Consider the following 20,529-nt stretch of genomic DNA (forward strand, 5'->3'; position numbering starts at 1 on the left):
GACGCCCTGACCCACACGGTCCGGGCGCTGGTCGGGTCGAAGCGCGGGCGCGAGGAGCCGGAACCGGCGCGGGCCCCGGCGGCGTCCTGAACCGCCCGGCGTCGCGCCGGCGTCGCGTTTCCACAGAAAAAGGACGCCCGGGGCTTTCGCCTCGGGCGTCCGGGCCTCGTCGGCCGGGCCTGCGCGCAGGGTGGCGGCGGTGGGCCGGGTTGGCGGGGAGGCCCGCCGCCGCGGCGCGGCTCGGCTTTCGGAGGAACTTCGTTCACCGCCCGGCGGGGGTGAAGCGGGATGGAAGGAGACCGAGGGGGCTCGAGCGGAACCCCCCGGTCCTCCGGACCACCTCCCCCGAAGGGAGAGGATGGGCCTACAGCGAGCCGTCGGCCTCGTCGCCCTCGCCCTCGGTGGGACCGACGAGGAGTTCTTCCTCGATCTTGGTCTTGGAGCCGCGGACCTTGGCTTCGATCTGGGCGGCGATGTCGGGGTTCTGCTTCAGGAACTCGCGGACGTTGTCCCGGCCCTGGCCGATGCGCTGCGAGTTGAAGGAGAACCAGGAGCCCGACTTCTCGACCACGCCGGCCTTGACGCCCAGGTCGATGATCTCGCCGAGCTTGGAGATCCCCTCGCCGTACATGATGTCGAATTCGACCTCGCGGAACGGCGGGGCGACCTTGTTCTTGACCACCTTCACGCGGACGTTGTTGCCGACGATCTCGTCGCGGATCTTGACCGAGCCGGTGCGGCGGATGTCGAGGCGCACCGAGGCGTAGAACTTCAGCGCGTTGCCGCCGGTGGTCGTCTCCGGCGAGCCGTACATGACGCCGATCTTCATGCGGATCTGGTTGATGAAGATGACCAGCGTCTTGGCCTTCGAGATCGAGGCGGTGAGCTTGCGCAGCGCCTGGCTCATCAGACGGGCCTGAAGGCCGGGCAGGCTGTCGCCCATCTCGCCTTCGATTTCGGCCCGCGGCGTCAGGGCGGCCACCGAGTCGACCACGATGACGTCGACCGCGTTGGAGCGGACGAGCGTGTCGGTGATCTCGAGCGCTTGTTCGCCGGTGTCGGGCTGGGCGACCAGCAGGTCGTCCAGGTTCACGCCCAGCTTGTGGGCGTAGGAGGGGTCGAGCGCGTGTTCGGCGTCGACGAAGGCGGCGGTGCCGCCGGCCTTCTGGACCTCGGACACCACGTGCAGGGCGAGCGTCGTCTTGCCCGAGCTTTCCGGGCCGTAGATCTCGATGATCCGCCCCTTGGGCAGGCCGCCGATGCCCAGCGCCATGTCGAGGCCCAGCGAGCCGGTGGACACGGACTCGATCTCGACGACCTTGCCCTTGTCGCCCAGCTTCATCACCGAGCCCTTGCCGAAGGCCCTGTCGATCTGCGCCAGCGCCGCCTCGAGCGCGCGCTGCTTTTCACCGTCTTCTTTGCCCACGAGCTTCAACGCCGTCTGTGCCATTTCAACAGCCCTTTGTATCCCACGATTCCGCCAACCCGGCCGTCGAACTCACGCGCCCGCCGAGGACTCATGCGTACCGCGTTTGTTCCGCGTTCGCAAGATGTTCCGGCCGCCCGGGAGGGCGGTGGCCTGGCGTCGTCGTCTCAGTCCGTCGGGGACGAGCCCTGCCCGTCCGCATCGATGTTGAGATGCTAGGCAGGCAGTGCGTCAGAAGCGGACGCAGAGATCCGGGCTGCCAGCGTGCGCGTCACGCCCAGGCAGATCATCAGCTGGCCGGCGAAGTAGAGGCTCCAGACGCCGAGGCTGGCCCAGGCCTGGCCGGCGAGCGGGCCGATGCGGGCGAAGAGCAGGAGGTCGGAGACGACGAACATCAGGGCGCCCACGGCCACCAGGCCACGCGGGAAGCGGCTGAGCCAGGCGCAGGCGGCCATCAGCGTCAGGCCGGCCGAGTAGAGGCCGATGCCGGGCGCCTGGGCGGGATCGCCCGGCAGCCAGGCGGCGAAGGCCGTGACGACCGCTACGAACAAGGCGACGGCGACCAAGGTGCGTGGGGTGAGCGGCCCGCGGGCGTTGCGCCGATAGAGAACGATTGCCACCAGGTGTCCGGCCAGGAAGGCGAGCGCGCCGGTGGTCAGGCCGGCGGCGTTCAGCAGCACGTCGCCCAGCATGCCCAGAAGCATGACCAGCGCCAGCAGCCAGCCGTCCGTATCCTTGGCCAGCAGGGCGGCGTAGATGGCCAGGAGGCCGACGCCCGAACCCTTCACCGCCGTGGAGACGGCCTCGGGAACCACCCCGTCGCGGGCGAAGAAGTAGGCGACGCCGCCGGCGATGGCGGCGGCCAGCACCAGCCTCGGCAAGGTGTCCTGCGGTTTCATGAAGAGCCCTCCCCGACTCCTGTTGATCGAACAGGGCTAGCACGACCGCGGATTGACGGCGCGTCCAGGGCGCGCTTCGGTCGGCGCCTGTCGCGAGTGGGGGGGGGTTATCGAGATGCTGTCGCGTGCGTTGCTGGCGGGTACGGCCCTGGCGCTGTCATTGGCCGTGGGCGCCGAGGCCCAGGTGGAGCGGCGGGAGGCCGGCCAGATCGTCTATGAGGGCGTGCCCACCACTCCGGCCGAGCTGAAGGCCGCCGTCGCGCCTTACTACAACAGCCGAACGGCCTATTTCGAAGACTGGCTGCCGGACGGCTCCATCCTGATCGCCACCAGGTTCGGCGAGACGAACCAGATCCACCACGTGAAGGCGCCCGGCGCGGCCCGGACCCAGCTGACCTTCGCCGACGAGCCGATCGGCTGGGCGCGCGTCCAGCCTGGAAGCCAGCGCTTCCTCTACCCGATCGACGTGGGCGGGGCCGAGTACTACCAGGCCTACTTGCGCGACCTCGCCGGGAACGAGGTCCAGCTGACCGCTCCCAAGACCCGGAACGAGAGCTTCCAGTTCTCGAAGGATGGCAAGGTGGTCGCCTGGGCTCAGGTGACGCCGGGCGACCCCAACTACGACATCATGATCGCCGACCCGGCGAACCCGGCCAGCCGGCGGATGGCGCACGACGGCGTGGGTGCGATCTCGCCGGAAGACGTGGCGCCGGATGGCAAGCGCGTGCTGGTGAGCCGATACCACTCGGCGCAACACAGCGAACTGTTCGTCCTGGACGCCGAGAGCGGGAAGATCTCGCCGATCGGGCCGCAGGGACGCAAGATCGCCTACGCCGGCGGGGCGTTCATCGACGGCGGCCGCGCCGTGGTGACGCTGTCGGACGACGGCTCCGAGGTGCAGCGCCCGGTGGTGATCGAGGTGGCGACCGGCAAGGTCCGCGACCTGGATCCCGGCGCGAAGTGGGGCGCCGAGGACTTCGACCTGTCGCCGGACGGCAAGGTGATCGCCTATGCGGTGAACGAGGAGGGCTATTCCAAGATCGTGCTGCGCGAGGTGGCGAGCGGCCGGCTGCTGAAGGGGCCGGAGCTGCCGCTGGGCGTGCTGACCGCCCTGAAGTTCTCGCCGGACGGGTCCAAGCTGGGGCTGTCGCTGTCGACGTCCACGAGCTCGGGCGACGTCTGGAGCTACGACCTCGCGGGCGGGACGCTGACCCGCTGGACGCACAGCGAACTGGGCGGGCTGGACCCGGCCAAGCTGGTCGAGCCGACGCTGTTCCGCTACCCGACCTTCGACAAGCGCACGATCCCGGCGTTCATCTACCGGCCCAAGCAGCCGCCGGCCCAAGGGACCACGGGCGGCAAGCTGCCCGTCATCATCCAGATCCACGGCGGGCCCGAGAGCCAGGAGCTGCCCAACTTCAACCCGCGCCGGCAGTCGTGGGTGAACGAGCTGGGCGCGGCCGTGATCATCCCGAACGTCCGCGGCTCGTCGGGATACGGCAAGACCTACCTGTCCCTCGACAACGCCGAGAAGCGCGAGGATTCGGTGAAGGACATCGGGGCCCTACTGGACTGGGTGGCCAAGCAGCCGGACCTGGACGCCAGCCGCGTGGCGGTGGTGGGCCAGTCGTACGGCGGCTACATGGTGCTGGCGGTGGCCGGGCACTACAACGACCGCATCGCCGGGGTGATCGACCTCTACGGCATCTCGGACTTCATCACCTTCCTGAACAACACCGAGGGCTATCGCCGCGATCTGCGCCGCGCGGAGTACGGCGACGAGCGGGACCCCAAGATGCGGGCGGTGTTCGAGAAGATCGCACCGATCAAGATGAGCCCGAAGATGAAGAAGCCGATGATGGTCTTCCAGGGCGCCAACGACCCGCGGGTGCCCAGGACCGAGTCCGAGCAGATGGTCGCCAAGCTGCGCGCCCAGGGCACCGAGGTCTGGTACGTCCTGGCCAAGGACGAGGGCCACGGCATCTACAAGAAGGCCAACCAGGAGGCGGTTCGGACCGTCGAGGTGCAGTTCCTGAAGAAGGTGCTGGGGATCGGCCGCTAGACCGCCACCGGCAGCGGGCCGCTGGCGCGCAGACGGGCGGCGTCGCGAGCTGGCGGCGCCCCGAACAGGCGCGCGTACTCGCGGGAGAACTGGGAGGGGCTCTCGTAGCCCACCTGGAAGCCGGCGGCCTGCGCGTCGACCGCCTCGCCCAGCATCAGACGGCGGGCCTCCTGCAGGCGGATCTGCTTCTGGTACTGCAAGGGGCTCATGGCCGTGACGGCCTTGAAGTGCTGGTGCAGGGCCGAGGCGCTCATGCCGGCGGCGCGGGCGACGGCCTCGATGCGGAACGGCCGGTCGAAGTTCTCGCGGATCCAGGCGATGGCGCGGGTCACCTGGGACAGGCGGCTGTCGGGCGCGCCGATCTGGCGGACGATGCCGGCCTGGTCCCCGGTCAGCAGCCAGTAGTGGATCTCGCGCCGGATAAGCGGCGCGAGCACGCCGATGTCCCTCGGCCGGTCCAGCAGGCGAAGCAGGCGGGCGACGGCGTCGGTCAGTTCGGGCGTGTTGCGGCTGAGGTGCAGGCCCCGGGCGCTCTCGGCCCGAGGCGACGGCGGCTGCTGCAGCATCAGCTCGTTCAGCAGGCCGGGCTCCAGGTCGATGCGGACGCACAGGTACGGCCGCTCGGGCGCGGCCTCGACCACCTGGCCGGCCAGGGGCAGATCCACCGAGACGACCAGGTGGCTCTCGGTGTCGTAGCGATAGACCTCGTCGGCCAGCATCACGACCTTGGCGCCTTGTACGATCATGCACAGCGCGGCCTCATGCAGCACCGGCACCCGATCGGTGGGCGCGCCGTAGCGGATCAGGGCCAGGCCAGGAACGGGCATGTCGTACATGCCGTCTTCCGGCGCATGCCGGATGACGAGTGAGGCGAGGTTCTCCATGCGGAACGCCTCGCACGGGCGAGGCCAGCCAGCAAGCAGTGCGGGCGCCTCCTGGAGGATCAGGCAAGAACCGCGGAGGACCGTTCTAACGCACGATCCTCCAAGTGGCGCATCTGTCTCCTCGCCAAACACGAAGAGGAGACAGCGATGTCTGGAGTTGCGAACAAGGTGGTTCTGGTGACCGGCGCCTCGAGCGGCATCGGCGAGGCCACGGCCCGCGAGCTGGCCGCGGCCGGCGCGGCGGTGGTGATCGGCGCGCGTCGCGTCGAGCGCCTGGAGGCCTTGAAGGCCGAGATCGAGGCCGCCGGCGGCAAGGCCCTGGCGGTCGGGCTGGACGTGACCTCGCGCGAGAGCGTGCAGGGCTTCGTCGACGCCGCGTGCGAGGCGTTCGGCCGGGTGGACGTGATCGTCAACAACGCCGGCGTCATGCCGCTGTCGCCGCTGGCGGCCCTGAAGGTCGACGAGTGGGACCAGATGATCGACGTGAACATCCGCGGCGTGCTGCACGGCATCGCCGCCGCGCTCCCGGTCATGGAGAGGCAGGGGTCGGGCCAGATCATCAACATCGCGTCGACGGCCGGACACCAGATCCTGGCGACGGCGGCGGTCTATTGCGCCACCAAGTTCTCGGTGCGGGTGATCTCCGAAGCGCTGCGCCAGGAGACGGACAAGGTGCGGGTGACGGTGGTCTCGCCGGGCGTCACCACCTCGGAGCTGGCCGAGACGATCACCCACGCCGAGACGGCCGCCTTCATCGACGAGTACCGCAAGAAGGCGATCCCGGCCGAAGCCATCGCACGCGCGGTGCGGTTCGCCATCGAGCAGCCCGCCGAGGTGGACGTGAACGAGATCATCGTGCGGCCGACGGTGACGACGGTCTGATCCCGCGGCCGGCGCGGAGCCGCAGGCGTCGGGATCCAGGGACCAGCACACTGCAAAACCCCTGGGTCCCGGCTCTCCGCTTTGCTACGGCCGGAACGACAGTCGCCGTCCGGAGTCGATCCCCATGCCCGCCCACATCCTCGTCACCGGCTCCACCCGCGGCATCGGCGCGGCGATCGTCGAGGCGCTGGCCGCCAAGGGCGCGCGGGTGGTCGGGCACGGCCGCAGCGACGGGCCCGGCGTGATCGGCGCCGACCTTTCGCAGCCTGTGGCGGCGGACGGGCTGTGGGACAGGGCGCTTGAGGCGCTGGACGGGCGCGTCGACGTGCTGGTCAACAACGCCGGCGTCTTCGAAGGCGTGGCGGTCGACGCCCCCGCCGACGAATGGCAGGCGGCGTGGTCGCGCACGCTGCAGATCAACCTGCAGGCCTCGGCCGACCTCTGCCGGCGGGCGGTGCTGCACTTCCGCGAGCGTGAAGGGGGCGGCCGGATCGTCAACATCGCCAGCCGGGCGGCCTACCGCGGCGACAGTCCGGCGCACTGGCACTACGCCGCGTCGAAGGCCGGCATGGTCGGCATGACCAAGTCGATCGCCCGCGGCTATGCGCGGGAGGAGATCCTGGCCTTCGCCGTGTGCCCGGGCTTCGTGATGACCGGCATGGCCGACGACTATCTGGCGAGCCGCGGCGGCGACAAGCTCCTGGCCGACATCCCTCTTGGGCGCGTGGCCATGCCCGACGAGATCGCCAGCATCGCGACCTATCTGGCGCTGGAGGCGCCGCCCTCGATGACCGGGGCGGTGCTGGACGCCAACGGCGCCTCGTTCGTCCGCTAGGGGCGGCCTTAGCCGAGGGCCTGCTCGGTCGCCTCGATCTCGTCCTTGATCCAGTCGTGGCCGGTGGTCACGAGCACGCCCTCGATGGCCGAGATGTGGCCGCGCAGCCGTTCGCGGATGTCGTTCGGCACGTCCTGGCGCGTGGCGATCCAGCGGGCGATCTGGTGGACGGCGAAGGCGGTGTGGAGCGCGAGACGGTCGCGGTCCTCGTCGGAGAGCTTCATGCGGGTCGGCCTCCCTGATGGCTGGAAGGATAACACGCGAAGACGGCATCCGCTCATCGTCGCGGAACGGTCACGGTTCGTCGCAGGAAGTCCCCGGGTTACCGATTTCTCACTTCGATCCCGCGCGGCGCGGCGCTATGGCGCCGGTTGGGAACGAACGGAGACTCCATGGTTCGCCTGCTGCTCGCCACGCTGGTCCTTGCGACCGCCGCGCCCGCCTGGGCGCAGGCGCCCGTCGCGGCCGCCGCCGAGGCGCCTTCGCCCCTGACGCGGGAGCAGACCGCCTTCGCGCTCGACGCGCTGGACCGCGCCCTCGACGCCTACATCTTCCCCGAGAAGGCCCAGGCGGCCCGCGCCGTGCTGCGCAAGAACCGCACCCGCTACCTGGCGATCGCCGACAAGAAGGCCTTCGCCGAGACCATGAAGGCGGAGGTGGGCGCCGCGCTGGACGACAAGCACTTCTACGTCAACACGGCCTTCGCGCCCCCCGCGGCGCGCGGCGGCGCGCCCGACATGGCGGCCATGGCGGCCGCCGAGGCGAAGATCGGTTTCGGCCTGGCGTCCGTGCGGCGCCTGCCCGGCAACGTCGGCTACATCGACCTGCGCCAGTTCGCGGGCAGCGAGGCCGCCGCGCCCCACCTGGAAGCGGCCATGGACCTGGTCCAGGGGACCGAGGCCCTGATCATCGACCTGCGCGCCAACCGCGGCGGCAGCGGCACGGCGATGGACGTCCTGATCGGCCGTCTCGCCTCCACGCCGATCCCCCGCTCGACGCTGATCTGGCGTCGGCCCGACGGCGGGTTCGAGCGGGTGACGCCGGAAACGCGGTCCTATCCCGCCGAGAAGCGCTACGACCGGCCGGTCTTCCTGCTGACGGCCAACTTCACGATCTCGGCCGCCGAAGCCTTCGCCTACCAGCTGCAGGTCGCAGGGCGCGCGACCGTCGTTGGCGAGACGTCCCGCGGCGGGGCCAATCCGATGAACCGCCCGCTGTTCGACCTGGGCGCGGGCATGGGCGCCTATGTCGCCACGGGCCGCTCCGAGCACCCGGTCACGAAGGGCTCACCCAACGGCGTGGGCGTGGTCCCGGACGTGAAGACCCCGCCCGAGGAGGCGCTCGCCGCCGCCTACCGGCTGGCCCTTGAGCATGTGCGCGCCCCCGCCGGCGCCGACCCGTTCGCCCGCGAACTGACCCGTGTGAAGGCCGATCCGGACGCCGAGCTCCGACGCGCCTTCGCCGCCTCGCCGTCCTGAGCCATGCGGCAGTTCGTCCAATTCCGAGACCTGCGTTCCACGACCGCTGGGACGGGACTCGCCTCGGTTACCACCGGAGGTTACTGTATGGCCAATACAGGGGAGAAAGCCACGTGATCGGCGTACTCATCTTTGCCGCGGCCCTTGCGGCGCAAGGCGCGGAAGCGACCAACGAAACCGGGACCGCGGCCGCAGCGCCGGCCCCCGCCACGGCTGCGCCGGCGGCCAAGGCCAAGGACGATCCCATGATCTGCCGCAACGAAACGCCGGTCGGCACGCGCCTAGCCCGGCGGACCTGCGCGCCCAAGAGCGTGCGGGACGCGCACGAGCGGGCGGCCAAGGAGACCACCGAGCGCATCCAGCGCGGCGGCCTGGGCCCCTGGATGCAGAAGAACTAGCCGGCCTGCACTGACTTCGGGCGCCCGCCCCGCCTCCGCGCTTTGCGGTCGCGGGCGCGAGGGCCTACCTTGTCGGGATGGCCGTCGCGTTCACCCGGGAAGAAGACTACGAGGCCCAGGCGGCCGACCTGCCGGACCGGCCGATCTCGCCGCATCCGAACCTGGTGACCGCGAGCGGGCTTGCGGCGATCGACGAGGCGCTGGCGCAGGCCCGCGCAGCGTATGCCGCCGCCCAGGCGCAGGGTCAGGTCAGCACCGACCGCACGGCCATGGCGCGGGCCACCCGCGAGCTCCGGTACTGGTCGGCCAGGCGCGCCAACGCCCAGCTGACCGAGCCTGCGGGCCCCGCCGACAAGGCGCAGTTCGGGCGCACGGTGGAGATCGAACGCGAGGACGGCCGCCGCCAGGCCTTCCGCATCGTGGGCGAGGATGAAGCCGACCCCGCCAACGGCACCATCTCCTACGTCTCGCCCCTGGCGCGGGCGCTGCTGGGCAAGTCGGTGGGCGATGTGGTGACCGTGAACGGCGCCGAGGTCGAGGTGGTCGGGGTGCGCGAGGCCGGCTAACCGGGCGCCATTTCCGCCCTCTTCGCGTCGGCCGCTTCGAACTGGCGGACCTGGTCCGCGTGGGCCTTCCTGAACGCGGGCCGGTCGGTGACGCGGGCCACATAGGCCTCGCTGGCGGGCCTGTCGCCGAACGCGCGGACCAGCGGGACCCGCAGCACGTCGGCCATCAGCAGGTCTGCGATGGTGAAGCGGCCGGCGGCGAGCCATTCCCGCTCGGCCAGCACGTTCTCGAGGTGCTCGAGGCGCTGGCCCAACCATCCGGTCAGCTGATTGTCGGGCTCGCCGCAGATGTTCAGGAACCACCAGGGGACGGTGACCATCTCGAGCGAGTTGAGCGCCGAGATGGTCCATTGCAGCGTTTCGGCCTCCCCGGCCGGGTCGCGGGGCATCAGCCGCTCGCTCTTGCGCGCCAGATGCAGGAGGCACGCGCCGCTCTCGAAGATCTCGAGCTCACCGTCGTTCAGGAACGGGACCAGGCCGAAGGGCTGCCGGTCCAGGTGGTTGGTCTGGCGATCGTCGAAGGCGACCGTGCGGACGACGTAGGGAAGGTCCGCTTCCTCGCACGCCCACCTCAGCCTGAGGTCGCGCACGAAGCCGCGCGGGCCTTCAGGGACCCAGTCGTAGGTCCAGATCGTCAGTTCGCTCATGGCCGCAGCTTCCTCCATTCCCATCGGCTAGGACCGCTCGGCGCCGAGGATGTCTGCGCGAGCCGTGCCGCCGGCGGCTCGCCCCACCAGCGGAAAGAGCGCACGCAGCCTCGCGTCGCGCAACCACAGTCCGCCCCACATGAAGAGGCCAAGGTAGACGCTGAAGAGGATGTGGCTGAAGAGCGGGTTCTCGGCGCGGATCTGAGTGGCCATGGCCCCGCCGAGAAGACCGGTGGTGAGCACAGCGCCCAGGACGCTCGTGCGCGGAAGAAGGTAGAGGACCAGGCAGCCGAGCTCGATCAGGCCGAGCATGAACGCATAGCCGGCCGGCCAGCCGAGCTCCGCCATCGTCCGCTCCGCGATCGGGAGACGCAGCAGCTTAGGCGGGATGGAGGCCGTAAGCAGGAAGAGAGCGAACAGGCCTGACAGCACGCGGCCGCTCCAGAGCATGGCGGGGGTCGTCATTCGGAGCTCCTGATCCTGCGAGCAAGGACGGGCTGTCACCCTTGGGCCAGCCTGTGCGGACACCAATGCATCTTGCGGTGCGCGGCCAAGCTCCCGCGCGCACAATCGGATGATCGCCAGGGCGGATCGGGCGCGCGCTCACCCCCGAGCGGAACCACGCGGATGACGCCTCAGAGCGGCGTCCAGTAGGGCCGTTCCAGCACCCAGTCCCAGACGCCGATCTTCACGCCGGCCTCCATGAGGGTGACGCATGCGAGTTCCGGCTTCTCCTCGCGCACGACCCTCTCCAGGGCCTGGCGCGCCGCGGCCTTGGCGGCGTCGAAGCCCTCGACCTCGAGCGCTTCCGTCCATTCCCACTCGTTGGTGAGGAATGCGAGCGCGTACCGGGGCGCAGGTTGGGGAGGCGACTCAGACACCTCTTCTTCGTGGCCGGTTCCATGCCGCGGCGGAAGGGCTCTTAAGAGTGCGGCATGGACTTCGACGACGTCATCCTCGGCCGCCGCAGCATCCGCGGCTACAAGCCCGATCCCGTGCCGCGCGCGCTGATCGAAGAGATCCTCACGCTGGCCATGCGCGCGCCCTCGTCGATGAACACCCAGCCGTGGAACTTCTACGTGATCACGGGCGAGCCGCTGGACCGGATCCGCAAGGGCAACACCGAGCGCAACCTGGCGGGCGTGCCGCACAGCCGCGAGTTCCGCACCGGCGAGGCGTTCGCGGGCGTCCACCGCGAGCGGCAGATTGGCGTGGCCAAGCAGCTGTTCGGCGCCATGGGCATCGCGCGCGAGGACACGGCGGCGCGGCAGGACTGGGTGCTGCGGGGCTTCCGCCAGTTCGATGCCCCGGTCTGCATCATCGTCACCTACGACAAGGTGCTGGCCGGCAGCGACGACACGCCGTTCGACTGCGGCGCGGTGACCAACTGCCTGGTCAACGCCGCCTGGTCTCGGGGTCTGGGCTGCGTGATCAACAGCCAGGGGATCATGCAGTCGCCGGTGGTGCGCGAGCACGCGCAGATCCCCGACGACCAGGTGATCATGAAGAGCATCGCGCTCGGCTGGCCGGACGACAGCTTCCCGGCCAATGCGGTCGTGTCCGAGCGGAAGTCCGTGGCCGAGGCGGCGGTCTTCCGGGGCTTCGGGGACTAGAGCCTACTCCGAGCGCTTGAGCAGGTCGGCGAGCTCGTCCTGCCAGAGGACGGCCCAGGTGTGGCTGCCGTGGCCGCGGGTCTTCTCCGAGGCCGGCATCAGGATGAAGCGGGTGGTCTTCAGGCGCTTGGCGGCGGCCTCGGCGATGCCGAGCTCTGGCGGGTTGATGAAGTCGTCGCCGAAGTTGATCCAGGTCATGGGCGCGGTGATCTTCTCGAGGTCCTTCGAGGGATCGTAGGTGCGCGAGGAGGCGACCTGCCAGACGAAGTCGTTGGCGTCCATCGCGGCCACCCGGCGGGGCAGCTCCTGGGCGATCCACGCGTCGGCCGCGGCGCCGGTCGGCATCTGCTGCTGCCACGGAATGGGCGATGAGCCGGCCAGCACCAGCAGCATGGCGGCGGACGTCAGCCCCTGTGCTGGCTGAGCCTGGTAGTCCCCGCCCCGGTAGGCGGGGTCCGAGGTGATGGCGCTCATGGCCATCTGGCGCCAGACGCGGTTGCGGCCGGCGATCTCCACCGGCTGGCAGGCCATGGGCATCAGCGCCCTGGCGCCGGCCGGCCACTGCTCGGCCCACATGAACCCGTGCATGCAGCCCATGGAGGTGCCCATGATCAGGCGGAGCTGCTTCACGCCCAGGCGCTGGGTGACGAGGCGGTGCTGGGCCTCGACCATGTCGGCGTAGTCGTACTTGGGGAACTTGGCCCTGAGCCCGTCCGACGGCTTCGACGAGCCGCCGTGGCCGATGTTGTCGGGCAGGATGATGAAGTACTTGGCCGGGTCGAGCAGGCCGCCCGGCCGGAAAAGCACGTCGGCGAACTGGGGCGACAGGAACTGGCGGCCCGAACCGCCGGTGCCGTGCAGGATGAGGACGGCGTTGTCGATCTCGCCCTTGGCGTCGCGGTGCGGCTGGCCCAGCGTGTGGTAGCGCAGGCGCAGTTCCGGCAGGCTCTCGCCCGTGCGGAAGCGGAAGTCCTTGATCAGGTAGTCCCGGGTGACCGGTTCCGGCGCAGCGAACGCGCAGGTGACGGCGGAGAACGCGAGGGCGAGCCCGGCAAGGGCGGCGCGGAACTTCATTCGGAGACCTTCAGGAAACAGCAGCGAGCGGGGTCGGGCCGTCGTGGTGTTCGGCCACGCGGGACTGGAACCAGGCGATGCCCGCCTCGTGCTTGGGCGAGAGCACGCCCGGGCGGTAGACGCCGGCGGCCAGGTTGCGCTGGACCATCTCGCAGATGTCCTTGTCCTGGGCGGTCACGCGGTCTGACACCACGAACATCTCGGCGAGTTCGGCGGTGCGGGCCGGGTCGAAGAAGTAGAAGTAGTCGAGTCGGGTGGAGTCCGGCCCCGTCGCCGTCATGCGCTCGACCATGTAGCCGTGTCGGTAGGTGTTGATGGCGAGGTTAGGCCACATCCAGGCCCAGAGGCCCGCGTTCACCGAACCGTCGCGGGCCGGCGCGGCGTGGAAGACGATCTCCCCCTCGATCTCGACCTGGTAGTCGGAAACGACGATGTCCTCGTCGAACTCGGGGTGGACCATCGGCAGGTGGTAACCCTCGAGGTAGTTCTCGACATAGGTCTTCCAGTTGCAGCCGATGTGGTGGGTGCGCTGCTCGGTCAGGCCGAACTCAGGCAAATCGGCAGCCCAGCGGCGGTCGAGCGGCGCCATCATGTCGGCGAGCGGGGCGGCCGCCATGTCGAGGTTCACGAAGACCATGCCCCGCCAGGTGTCGACGCGGATCGGGTAAAGGCTGAAGTTGCGGGGGTCGAAGCCCGGCGCCTGGCCGAAGTCGACAGCGCTGCGCAGGCGGCCGTCCAGCATGTAGCGCCAGCCGTGGTAGCGGCAGACGAACTGCCCGCCGCAGTTGCCGGTCCCGTCGGCCACAAGGCCGCCGGCGCGATGGCGGCAGACGTTGTGGAAGGCGGCCAAGCCCTCGTCGTTGCGGACCACGACCACCGGGGCGCCGCCCACCACGTCGGCGATGTAGTCGCCCTTGGCGGCGAGCATCGAGACGTGGCCGACGAACTGCCACGTGCGGCGCAGGATGCGGGCGCGGTCGGCCTTCAGCGCCTCCTCGCCCTGGTAAAGTTCGACCGGCAGCATCATCCGCGCCTCCCTCGATGGGTGTTTCTATCTGCGCCGCAGGGGAAGATACAGGGCCGCCCCGGCCAGGATCGGGATCAGGCTGTAGGCGAGCTCGATCGGCTTGCCGGTGGCGATCAGGCCCGCCGAACAGGCGATGGCGACCCCGGCGGTGGCGCAGGCGGCGAGGCGCTTGCCGGGGGTGAAGCCGCGCGACAGGCGGATCAGCGACAGGCCGGCCAGGATGTAGGCGTAAAGGCTGAGCAGGACGGCGACGTTGATCAGCACGCCGAACTGTTCGCCGAGCGTGGGCGTGGCGGTCATGACGGCGACCAGGCTCATCAGGAGGCCCACCGCCAGAAGGTTCACCGCCGAGGCCTGCTCGCCGGGACGGGTGCGGAAGGCGGAGAGGAAGGCGCCCTCGTCAGCCGCGCCGCGGGTGGTCTCGGCCGCGACCAGCGTCCAGCCGGTGAGGCAGCCGGAGGTGCGCAGGAAGGCGCAGAAGGCGATGGCCGCCGCCCCGCCGACCCCTAGGCCCACCCGCGCGGCGTCGGCGAACGGTGCCTGGGACTTCGCCAGCTCGGCGGCCGGGAGGAGGCCCATCATGGCGGCGCAGGCGGCGATGTAGATGGCCGCGGCGGCCAGCACGCCCCAGATGGTGGCCCGCGGCACGTTGCGAGCCGGGTCCCGGACAACCGCGGCAGTGGCGGCGGCGCACTCCAGCCCCAGGAAGGCCCAGAAGGCGTTCAGGCCCGACTGCTGGATGGCGGCGGGCGCGCTCAGCCCCTGCGGGTTCCACGAGGCGAGGAAGGTCTCGGGGCGGAACCAGATCCAGCCCGCCGTGGCCGCGAGCAGGACCGGCAGCAGCCCCAGCGCCAGGGTCCAGCCTTCGATCCGGGCGACGGTGCGCGGGCCGATCCAGCTGGCCGCCACGGCGACCCAGATGATGGCGAGCGTCGTCGCAAGCCGCGCGCCCTCGCCCGCAAGCGCCGGGACGAGGAAGCCCGCATAGCCGGCGACGGCCAGCGCGATCGCCACGTTCCCGAACCAGCAAAGGCACCAGTAGACGACGGTGGTCTGGACGCCGAACAGCCGCCCCAGCCCCGCCTGGACGTAGCCGGCGAGCCCCCTCGCCTGCGGCGCCGCCGGGCCCAGCCACGCGAACATGCCCGCTATGGCGAGCGCCGCGGCGGTGGCCGCCACCCAGCCCAGGATCGAGATCGAGCCCACCGCGCCGAGGGTGGCGGGGAGCAGGTAGACACCGGAGCCGATCATGCTGCCGGCCACGAGAGCCGTGGCGCCCAGGACGCCGATGCGGCCGTGGTGGCCGGCGGTGGTTTCGGCCTGCGCCATGGACTCTCCCCTCGACTTGAAGGCTAACCTGTCGGCCGGCGCGGGACCACCGATCTGCTTGACAGGTGAGTTTACGCTTGTAGCTTGGCGACAAGGCTACAGTTGTAAGACATGATAGCCGGCGTGGGACGAAAGGCTGAGGACGATGGGTGAGGCACTGCACGCGATCCTCGGGCCCGAGCCCGCCGTGACCCTGGCCGCGGCCGGGTTGCAGGCCAACCTGGCGGCGGCGGCTGCGATCCTGTTCGTAACCGCCGTGCGGCTGCCGGTGCGCCGTCTCTACGGCGCCGAGGCGGCCTACCACCTCTGGGTGATCCCACCGGCGGCGGGCCTGATCGGCGCGGTGCTGTTCTTCGTGAACCTGACCGCAGGGTCGGCCCAGGCGCCGTTCGCTCCCCCCGCGACCGTCAAGCTGGCGCTGGCGGTCTGGATGGCAGGCGTTGTGGCGATGGCCGCCGTCTTCGCCCTGGCCCAGCGGCGGTTCCACGCCGAGTTGCGGGCCGGCCGCGCCGGGCCCGCGGTGGTGGGCTTCATCTCGCCGCGGATCGTCATGCCGGCGGACGACGCCGGCTATAGCCCTGAGGAGCTGGAGCTGATCCGGGCGCACGAACGGACCCACGTCGCCCGTAAGGACCCCCGCGCGGTAGCCTACATGGCCGCCGCCCAGTGCCTGTGCTGGTTCAATCCGCTGGTTCATGTAGCCGCCCGCCTGCTGCGGCTGGACCAGGAGCTGGCGTGCGACGCGGTGGTGATGCTGAGCCGACCGAAGGCGCGCGGCCTCTATGCGGGCACGCTCCTGAAGACCCAGCTGGCGGCCACCCCGCTGCCCCTCGGCTGCTACTGGCCGGCGCGCGGCCGCCACCCCCTGGAGGTGCGCGTGGCGCTGCTGGCTCAGACCAAGATCCCGGGCGCCGGCGGTCCCGGACGCGGCGTGGTGCACGCGCCCCGCGACGCCATCCGCCCCTAGTAGCGCTGCTCGACGGCGGCGACGCCCCACTTCGGCGGCGGCGGGACGTAGGCGCGGAAGCGGTCGATCGCGTCCTTCGTGCTGTCGGCGTAGATCAGCATGTCGACGTACTGCTGGGCGATGAAGCCGTTGTCGGCCATGTGCTGCACCGTGTTGCGCAGCAGGTCGTAGTAGTTGCTGACGTTGACGAAGCCGCAGGGCTTGGAATGGAAGCCGAGCAGGGCCCAGGTCCACTGCTCGAAGATCTCCTCGAAGGTGCCGGGGCCGCCCGGCAGGCAGAGGAAGCCGCCGGCGAGTTCGGCCATCTTCCACTTCCGCTCGTGCATCGAGTTGACCACGACGAGTTCGGTGAGGCCGGTGTGGGCGATCTCCTGGCTGACCAGGTCGGCGGGCATCACGCCAACCACCTTGCCGCCGGCGGCGAGCGCGGCGTCGGCGACCGCGCCCATCAGGCCCACGCGACCGCCGCCGTAGACGAGCGTGAGCCCTTCCTGCGCGATGAGGGTCCCGGCCGTGACCGCCTCTTCCATGAACCGGGGATCCGTACCCGGAGACGAACCGCAATAGACGCAAATGCTCTGCACGAGGGCCCTAGCTCCACCTGTGCCCAAAAGGGGGCGCTAAATAGGCCGTTTGGCGACCCGTGTCACCGGCGCTGGCCTTGGTCAAATTCGCCAGCTACAACGTCGCCACGGCTCGTCGCGTGGATTGGCCGGGCGTCGCCTGGAAAGCGGCGCAAAGACTTCTATCTCGTAGGTTGACGGCGAATGGCGAGCGGCACGGTCAAGTGGTTCAACACCGCTAAGGGTTTTGGCTTCATCCAACCGGACGACGGCGGACAAGACGTCTTCGTCCATATCTCGGCGGTGGCGCAGGCAGGGCTCGACGCCCTGAATGAAGGCGACCAGGTCGAATACGAACTCGAGCAGGATCGGCGCTCCGGCAAGCTGGCCGCGACCTCGATCGTAGTGACGGCGCAAGGCGCGCCGCAACCGCGCCGCTCGGGCGGCTTCGGCGGCGGCGACCGGGGCGGCTTCGGCGGCGGCGATCGCGGCGGCTACGGAGACCGCGGCGGCTACGGTGGCGACCGCGGCGGCTACGGCGGCGGCGATCGCGGCGGCTTCGGCGGTGGTTCGCGCGGCGGCTTCGGCGGCGGCGGCGGCGGCGATCGTCCCCGCGGCGCGGTGATGGGCTCGGGCGCGGGCGTGGTGAAGTGGTTCAACCCCACCAAGGGGTTCGGCTTCATCCGTCCGGAAGACGGCGGGCAGGACATCTTCGTCCACATCTCCGCGGTCGAGCAGGCCGGCCTGTCGGGGCTGAACGAGGGCCAGACGGTCCAGTTCGACCTGGAACAGGACCGTCGCAGCGGCAAGACCTCTGCGACCAACCTGAAGGTCACGGGGTAAGACCCCTTCCCTTCGGGGAGGCGAAAAACAGCGGGGGGTCGGGGGCGGCGCGCGGCGCGGCCTTCGGCCCCCTTTTTGTTTGTGGCGCCGGTGCGCGAGCAGCCCACATCAGCGGGCTGAGCGCAGCCGCGCGGAAACGCGAGCGCTCCTAAGGCGTTGATCCCCCTCGAATTCGGGGGGACGCCTTGAGGAGACCGCGATGCGTCCGATCCTGACCGCCGCCCTGTGTGGAGCGATGATCGCTCCCGCCGCCGCCCTGGCGCAGGCGCCGCCGGCCGGTGAGCCGGTCCTGGGCGCCCCCGCCCCGCCGCCGGCGCCGTCTCCGTCGCCCGAGACCCTGCCGCCGGCCGACGCCTCGGCCACCGTCCCGTCGGCGACCACCGCGCCCGAGGCGCCGACCCTGGGAGCCCCCGCCCCGGCGCCGGTGACGGAAGTGGCCCCGGCCGAGGTGGAGGGCGGCAAGAAGAAGAAAAAGAAGCTGCTGACCAAGGAGAAGGCCGGCAGCACGGTGGGCGGCTTGCTAGGCGGCCTGGCCGGCGCGGCGGGCGGACCGATCGGCAAGATCGCCGGCAGCTTCGTCGGCAAGCAGATCGGCAAGGCGGTGGTCGGCGACGACGACAAGAAGGACGAGGACAACAAGGACGCGGAGGTCCTGCAGGCCCAAGCCCCGCCGCCGCCTGAGCCCACGGCGGCGCAGCCGCCGGTCGAAACCGCCGCCACACCTGCCGCCACCACCGAAGCCGCCGTGGATGCGGCGGCCACCGTCCCGCCGCCGCCCGCTCCTCCCGCGATCGACGCCGCGCCGCCGGCGGCGGTGGAGGCGTTGCCGGCCGCGGCCGAGCCCGTCCCGCCCGTCGAGGATCCGGCCGAGATCCCCGACCCCGAACTGGAGGCGGACACGGCGGACGAGCCGCCGCCGGTCTAGCGGCTCACGTCCAGGGGATGGCCTGGGGCTCGGCCGGGAGCCGGCCGGCGATTACGTCCTCCAGGAGGTCGGCGAGGCCGGGCGGATAGACCCGGTCCTGCGTCAGCATCAGCTCGTCGCGCCGCCACCAGCGGATGTCGTCCACCAGCTCGCGTTCCAGCGCCTGCCAGCCGGAGCGGTCGGGCTCGCCGCCCTGACAGCGCGCGAGGAAGTAGCTTTCCTTGAACAGCGTCGGCGCGGGCATGCGCATGACGCCTTCGCGCAACCACAGCAGCGGACCGAACTGGAAATCGACGATGCCGGTCTCCTCGACGATCTCGCGCATCGCCGCCTCGGCGGGCGTCTCGCCCGGTTCGACGCCGCCGCCTATCGCGAACCACGCGCCGGGGCCGTCGCGGGCGGTGGGCATCCGGCCCTTCATCAGGAGCACGCGGTCGTGCGGGTCCAGCAGGATGACCCGCGCGGTGGGCCGCACCGGCAGGTCGGTCACGCGGCGGCTCCCGCACGTCGGCGCGGCCGATATTGAAACCTTAAGATGTAGCGGCGCAGCATCGCCGCCATCGTACGCGTAAGCCCGGGGTCGAAGCCAGATGGCCGAGGAGATCCGCACCAGCCGCCGTGACCTGGTCTCGCGCGTCGCGACGCTCGAGCTGCTGGTCGCCGACCTGGTCGAGCTCCTGTGGCGGGTCGATCCCCAGGCGATGGAGAAGCTGGCGGCCGACGCCGGCCACGACCTGGAGATCCAGAACAGCCGCACCGCCCTGCCCGGCGGCGAGCACCAGCGCGAGCGGCTCTACAGCGTGCTGAAGGACCGTCAGCGGATGCTGAAGCCGCGCCGGACGAACGCGGCGGCCTAGGCCGCGGTGAAGAGATCCTCGAAGTTGCGGCGGTAGAAGCGGTCCTTCACGTCCTCACCCAGGCCGTCGAAGGTCGCCTCGAAGCGCTCGATGGGGTTCTTGGTGCCTTCGGGGTGCGGGAAGTCCGAGGAGAAGAGGAAGAGCTCGGGGCCGCCCTCGCGGATGATCGTGCCGGCGTCCTCGGTGGCGAACGGCGTGAAGCGCACCGCCCGGCGGATGAACTCGGACGGCGGCATGGACAGCGCGCCCAGCACCGGATCCGTCTTGCGCCACCCCTTCCACGCCTGGTCCAGCCGGCGCAGCATGTCGGGCACCCAGCCCGCGCCCAGCTCGATGACGCCGCCGCGCAGGCCCGGGTGCCGGTCGAAGACGCCGTCGAGGGCGAGCGAGCAGAGGAAGTTCTGCGGCGCGAACGACAGCGCGAAGAAGTCCTTGGCCCGCAGGTTCTCACCCCCGCCCAGCCAGTCCTTCGGCCGCGGATGGCCGTTTTCGTGGTAGGCCGGCTGCAGCACCGGGGCGGTCGCGCCTACGTGCAGCATGAAGGGCGTGCCGGTCTCAGCCAGTCGGCGCCACACCGGATCGAGGTCGGGATGGCCGGGGGAGCGATCGCCGGCCGGGGCGGCGGGCACCCAGATGGCGCCGCAGCCCGCCCCGATGGCGAACTCCACCTCCGCCCGGGCGCGCTCGGGATCGTCCAAGGGCACGACACCCACGGCGACTAGCCGGTCGTCGCCGGCGCACCACTCGGCGATGCCGCGGTTGAGCGCGCGGGCCCCGCCATATTTCACGTTCAGGTCCTTGGACGGCATGAACTGCGAGCCGGCGAAGGTGGTGAAGACGAGCTGGCGGCTGAAACCCAGGTCGTCGAGGGCCCGGCGGCGTTCGGACGGGTCCATGGCGCCGTAGGCGGCCCAGCCCTTGGGCCCGGCGACCACGTTCTCGGCGATGGCGGCGGTGGCGGCGGGATCCTGCTGACGCTCCTGGGCGAGCCGGATCGCCTTGGCGGCGCCGGCGCCCCCGGCCTCGAGCTTGAGGCTCAGCAGCCGGTCCCGGATGGCCGGCTCGGCGTACGACGGGAGCCACTCCAGGCTCTCCATGATGTGGCTGTCGGCGTCATGGATCACGCGGCCCTGGGCGTACGGCATTTTTCGAACCTCCCGTATGTTTTGCCCCACCTTGCGCCGATATCAACGTTCCGTAAACCACCCTCCGCAACCGGGGCTTAAGCTGGCTCGCCTTAAGGTTACGAACTTT

24 protein-coding genes and 1 pseudogene are annotated in these 20,529 nt (G+C 70.6%); 12 read left to right on the forward strand and 13 right to left on the reverse strand.

The genetic code is table 11. From position 1 onward, the window contains the following. Positions 1–364: 364 nt before the first annotated feature. Both recA and RIF93_RS04345 read right to left on the reverse strand, forming a co-directional pair. Positions 365–1,450, reverse strand: a complete 1,086-nt coding sequence (recA, locus tag RIF93_RS04340) for a recombinase RecA (RefSeq protein WP_309088804.1) — start codon at positions 1,448–1,450, stop codon at positions 365–367. A gap of 191 nt (positions 1,451–1,641) precedes the next feature. After that, complete coding sequence (locus RIF93_RS04345; protein ID WP_309088806.1) at positions 1,642–2,325, reverse strand: lysoplasmalogenase family protein; 684 nt, start codon at positions 2,323–2,325, stop codon at positions 1,642–1,644. A gap of 115 nt (positions 2,326–2,440) precedes the next feature. Between RIF93_RS04345 and RIF93_RS04350 the strand changes: the two genes are divergently transcribed. Beyond that, positions 2,441–4,387 carry an alpha/beta fold hydrolase gene (locus RIF93_RS04350; RefSeq protein ID WP_309088807.1) on the forward strand — a complete coding sequence of 649 codons (1,947 nt, stop codon included), beginning with the start codon at positions 2,441–2,443 and terminating at the stop codon, positions 4,385–4,387. Here RIF93_RS04350 and RIF93_RS04355 read toward each other — a convergent pair. Continuing rightward, a complete protein-coding gene (locus tag RIF93_RS04355) occupies positions 4,384–5,271 on the reverse strand; it encodes an AraC family transcriptional regulator (protein WP_309088809.1) in 888 nt (295 codons plus the stop codon). The genes RIF93_RS04350 and RIF93_RS04355 overlap by 4 nt on opposite strands. A 147-nt stretch (positions 5,272–5,418) precedes the next feature. On the opposite strand from RIF93_RS04355, the gene RIF93_RS04360 reads away from it, so the two are divergent. Continuing rightward, the gene (locus RIF93_RS04360; RefSeq protein WP_309088811.1) at positions 5,419–6,153 is read left to right on the forward strand and encodes an SDR family oxidoreductase; all 735 of its coding nucleotides are present in this window, start codon (positions 5,419–5,421) and stop codon (positions 6,151–6,153) included. Positions 6,154–6,277: 124 nt separating this feature from the next. Further along, entirely contained in the window at positions 6,278–6,988 is a 711-nt protein-coding gene (locus RIF93_RS04365; RefSeq protein ID WP_309088813.1) for an SDR family oxidoreductase, read from the forward strand. Positions 6,989–6,996: 8 nt separating this feature from the next. On the opposite strand, the gene RIF93_RS04370 is transcribed toward RIF93_RS04365, so the two are convergent. Next, entirely contained in the window at positions 6,997–7,212 is a 216-nt protein-coding gene (locus RIF93_RS04370) for a hypothetical protein (RefSeq protein WP_309088815.1), read from the reverse strand. 168 nt (positions 7,213–7,380) lie between these two features. Here RIF93_RS04370 and RIF93_RS04375 point away from each other — a divergent pair, with 168 nt between their 5' ends. The 3 genes from RIF93_RS04375 to greA all read left to right on the forward strand — a co-directional run bounded on the left by RIF93_RS04375 (position 7,381) and on the right by greA (position 9,430). Further along, complete coding sequence (locus RIF93_RS04375) at positions 7,381–8,466, forward strand: S41 family peptidase (RefSeq protein WP_309088816.1); 1,086 nt, start codon at positions 7,381–7,383, stop codon at positions 8,464–8,466. 113 nt (positions 8,467–8,579) lie between these two features. Continuing rightward, positions 8,580–8,864: a hypothetical protein gene (locus RIF93_RS04380; protein WP_309088817.1), complete on the forward strand. Its 285-nt coding sequence runs from the start codon at positions 8,580–8,582 to the stop codon at positions 8,862–8,864. A gap of 77 nt (positions 8,865–8,941) precedes the next feature. Beyond that, on the forward strand, positions 8,942–9,430 hold the full coding sequence (gene greA / locus RIF93_RS04385; RefSeq protein WP_309088819.1) for a transcription elongation factor GreA: 489 nt from the start codon (positions 8,942–8,944) through the stop codon (positions 9,428–9,430). Here the strand turns inward: greA and RIF93_RS04390 are convergent. From RIF93_RS04390 to RIF93_RS04400, 3 genes are all read right to left on the reverse strand, one after another. Further along, positions 9,427–10,077, reverse strand: a complete 651-nt coding sequence (locus RIF93_RS04390; RefSeq protein WP_309088821.1) for a glutathione S-transferase family protein — start codon at positions 10,075–10,077, stop codon at positions 9,427–9,429. The two genes, greA and RIF93_RS04390, sit on opposite strands and share 4 nt — an antisense overlap. A gap of 27 nt (positions 10,078–10,104) precedes the next feature. Continuing rightward, the gene (locus RIF93_RS04395; RefSeq protein ID WP_309088823.1) at positions 10,105–10,542 is read right to left on the reverse strand and encodes a DoxX family protein; all 438 of its coding nucleotides are present in this window, start codon (positions 10,540–10,542) and stop codon (positions 10,105–10,107) included. 170 nt (positions 10,543–10,712) lie between these two features. After that, positions 10,713–10,958, reverse strand: a complete 246-nt coding sequence (locus RIF93_RS04400) for a hypothetical protein (protein ID WP_309088825.1) — start codon at positions 10,956–10,958, stop codon at positions 10,713–10,715. Positions 10,959–11,012: 54 nt separating this feature from the next. Here RIF93_RS04400 and RIF93_RS04405 point away from each other — a divergent pair, with 54 nt between their 5' ends. Beyond that, the gene (locus tag RIF93_RS04405) at positions 11,013–11,690 is read left to right on the forward strand and encodes a nitroreductase family protein (protein ID WP_309088827.1); all 678 of its coding nucleotides are present in this window, start codon (positions 11,013–11,015) and stop codon (positions 11,688–11,690) included. A gap of 3 nt (positions 11,691–11,693) precedes the next feature. On the opposite strand, the gene RIF93_RS04410 is transcribed toward RIF93_RS04405, so the two are convergent. From RIF93_RS04410 to RIF93_RS04420, 3 genes are read right to left on the reverse strand one after another with little or no spacing between them, the layout of a single operon-like run. Then, entirely contained in the window at positions 11,694–12,764 is a 1,071-nt protein-coding gene (locus RIF93_RS04410; protein WP_309088829.1) for an alpha/beta fold hydrolase, read from the reverse strand. 10 nt (positions 12,765–12,774) lie between these two features. After that, entirely contained in the window at positions 12,775–13,791 is a 1,017-nt protein-coding gene (locus RIF93_RS04415; protein ID WP_309088831.1) for an SRPBCC family protein, read from the reverse strand. 24 nt (positions 13,792–13,815) lie between these two features. After that, the gene (locus RIF93_RS04420; RefSeq protein ID WP_309088833.1) at positions 13,816–15,120 is read right to left on the reverse strand and encodes an amino acid permease; all 1,305 of its coding nucleotides are present in this window, start codon (positions 15,118–15,120) and stop codon (positions 13,816–13,818) included. A 145-nt stretch (positions 15,121–15,265) separates the two neighbouring features. Here RIF93_RS04420 and RIF93_RS04425 point away from each other — a divergent pair, with 145 nt between their 5' ends. Next, the gene (locus RIF93_RS04425; RefSeq protein WP_309088835.1) at positions 15,266–16,087 is read left to right on the forward strand and encodes a M56 family metallopeptidase; all 822 of its coding nucleotides are present in this window, start codon (positions 15,266–15,268) and stop codon (positions 16,085–16,087) included. On the opposite strand, the gene RIF93_RS04430 is transcribed toward RIF93_RS04425, so the two are convergent. Beyond that, a complete protein-coding gene (locus RIF93_RS04430; protein ID WP_309088837.1) occupies positions 16,084–16,671 on the reverse strand; it encodes a TIGR00730 family Rossman fold protein in 588 nt (195 codons plus the stop codon). The two genes, RIF93_RS04425 and RIF93_RS04430, sit on opposite strands and share 4 nt — an antisense overlap. A 183-nt stretch (positions 16,672–16,854) precedes the next feature. Between RIF93_RS04430 and RIF93_RS04435 the strand changes: the two are divergent. The 3 genes and pseudogenes from RIF93_RS04435 to RIF93_RS04445 all read left to right on the forward strand — a co-directional run. Next, positions 16,855–17,052 (forward strand): annotated as a pseudogene (locus RIF93_RS04435) (cold-shock protein); the annotation flags it as partial. Positions 17,053–17,274: 222 nt separating this feature from the next. After that, positions 17,275–17,493 (forward strand): cold-shock protein, encoded by a 219-nt coding sequence (locus tag RIF93_RS04440; protein ID WP_309088864.1) that lies wholly within the window; start codon positions 17,275–17,277, stop codon positions 17,491–17,493. A 199-nt stretch (positions 17,494–17,692) separates the two neighbouring features. Further along, a complete protein-coding gene (locus tag RIF93_RS04445; protein ID WP_309088839.1) occupies positions 17,693–18,418 on the forward strand; it encodes a hypothetical protein in 726 nt (241 codons plus the stop codon). A gap of 4 nt (positions 18,419–18,422) precedes the next feature. Here RIF93_RS04445 and RIF93_RS04450 read toward each other — a convergent pair whose 3' ends face one another. Further along, positions 18,423–18,908 (reverse strand): NUDIX domain-containing protein, encoded by a 486-nt coding sequence (locus tag RIF93_RS04450; protein WP_309088841.1) that lies wholly within the window; start codon positions 18,906–18,908, stop codon positions 18,423–18,425. A gap of 100 nt (positions 18,909–19,008) precedes the next feature. Between RIF93_RS04450 and RIF93_RS04455 the strand changes: the two genes are divergently transcribed. After that, the gene (locus RIF93_RS04455; RefSeq protein WP_309088843.1) at positions 19,009–19,275 is read left to right on the forward strand and encodes a hypothetical protein; all 267 of its coding nucleotides are present in this window, start codon (positions 19,009–19,011) and stop codon (positions 19,273–19,275) included. Here RIF93_RS04455 and RIF93_RS04460 read toward each other — a convergent pair. Next, positions 19,272–20,420: an amidohydrolase family protein gene (locus RIF93_RS04460; protein ID WP_309088845.1), complete on the reverse strand. Its 1,149-nt coding sequence runs from the start codon at positions 20,418–20,420 to the stop codon at positions 19,272–19,274. The two genes, RIF93_RS04455 and RIF93_RS04460, sit on opposite strands and share 4 nt — an antisense overlap. Positions 20,421–20,529: the final 109 nt, after the last annotated feature.

The sequence above is a fragment of the Phenylobacterium sp. genome, assembly GCF_031181185.1.
Lineage (GTDB): Bacteria > Pseudomonadota > Alphaproteobacteria > Caulobacterales > Caulobacteraceae > Phenylobacterium.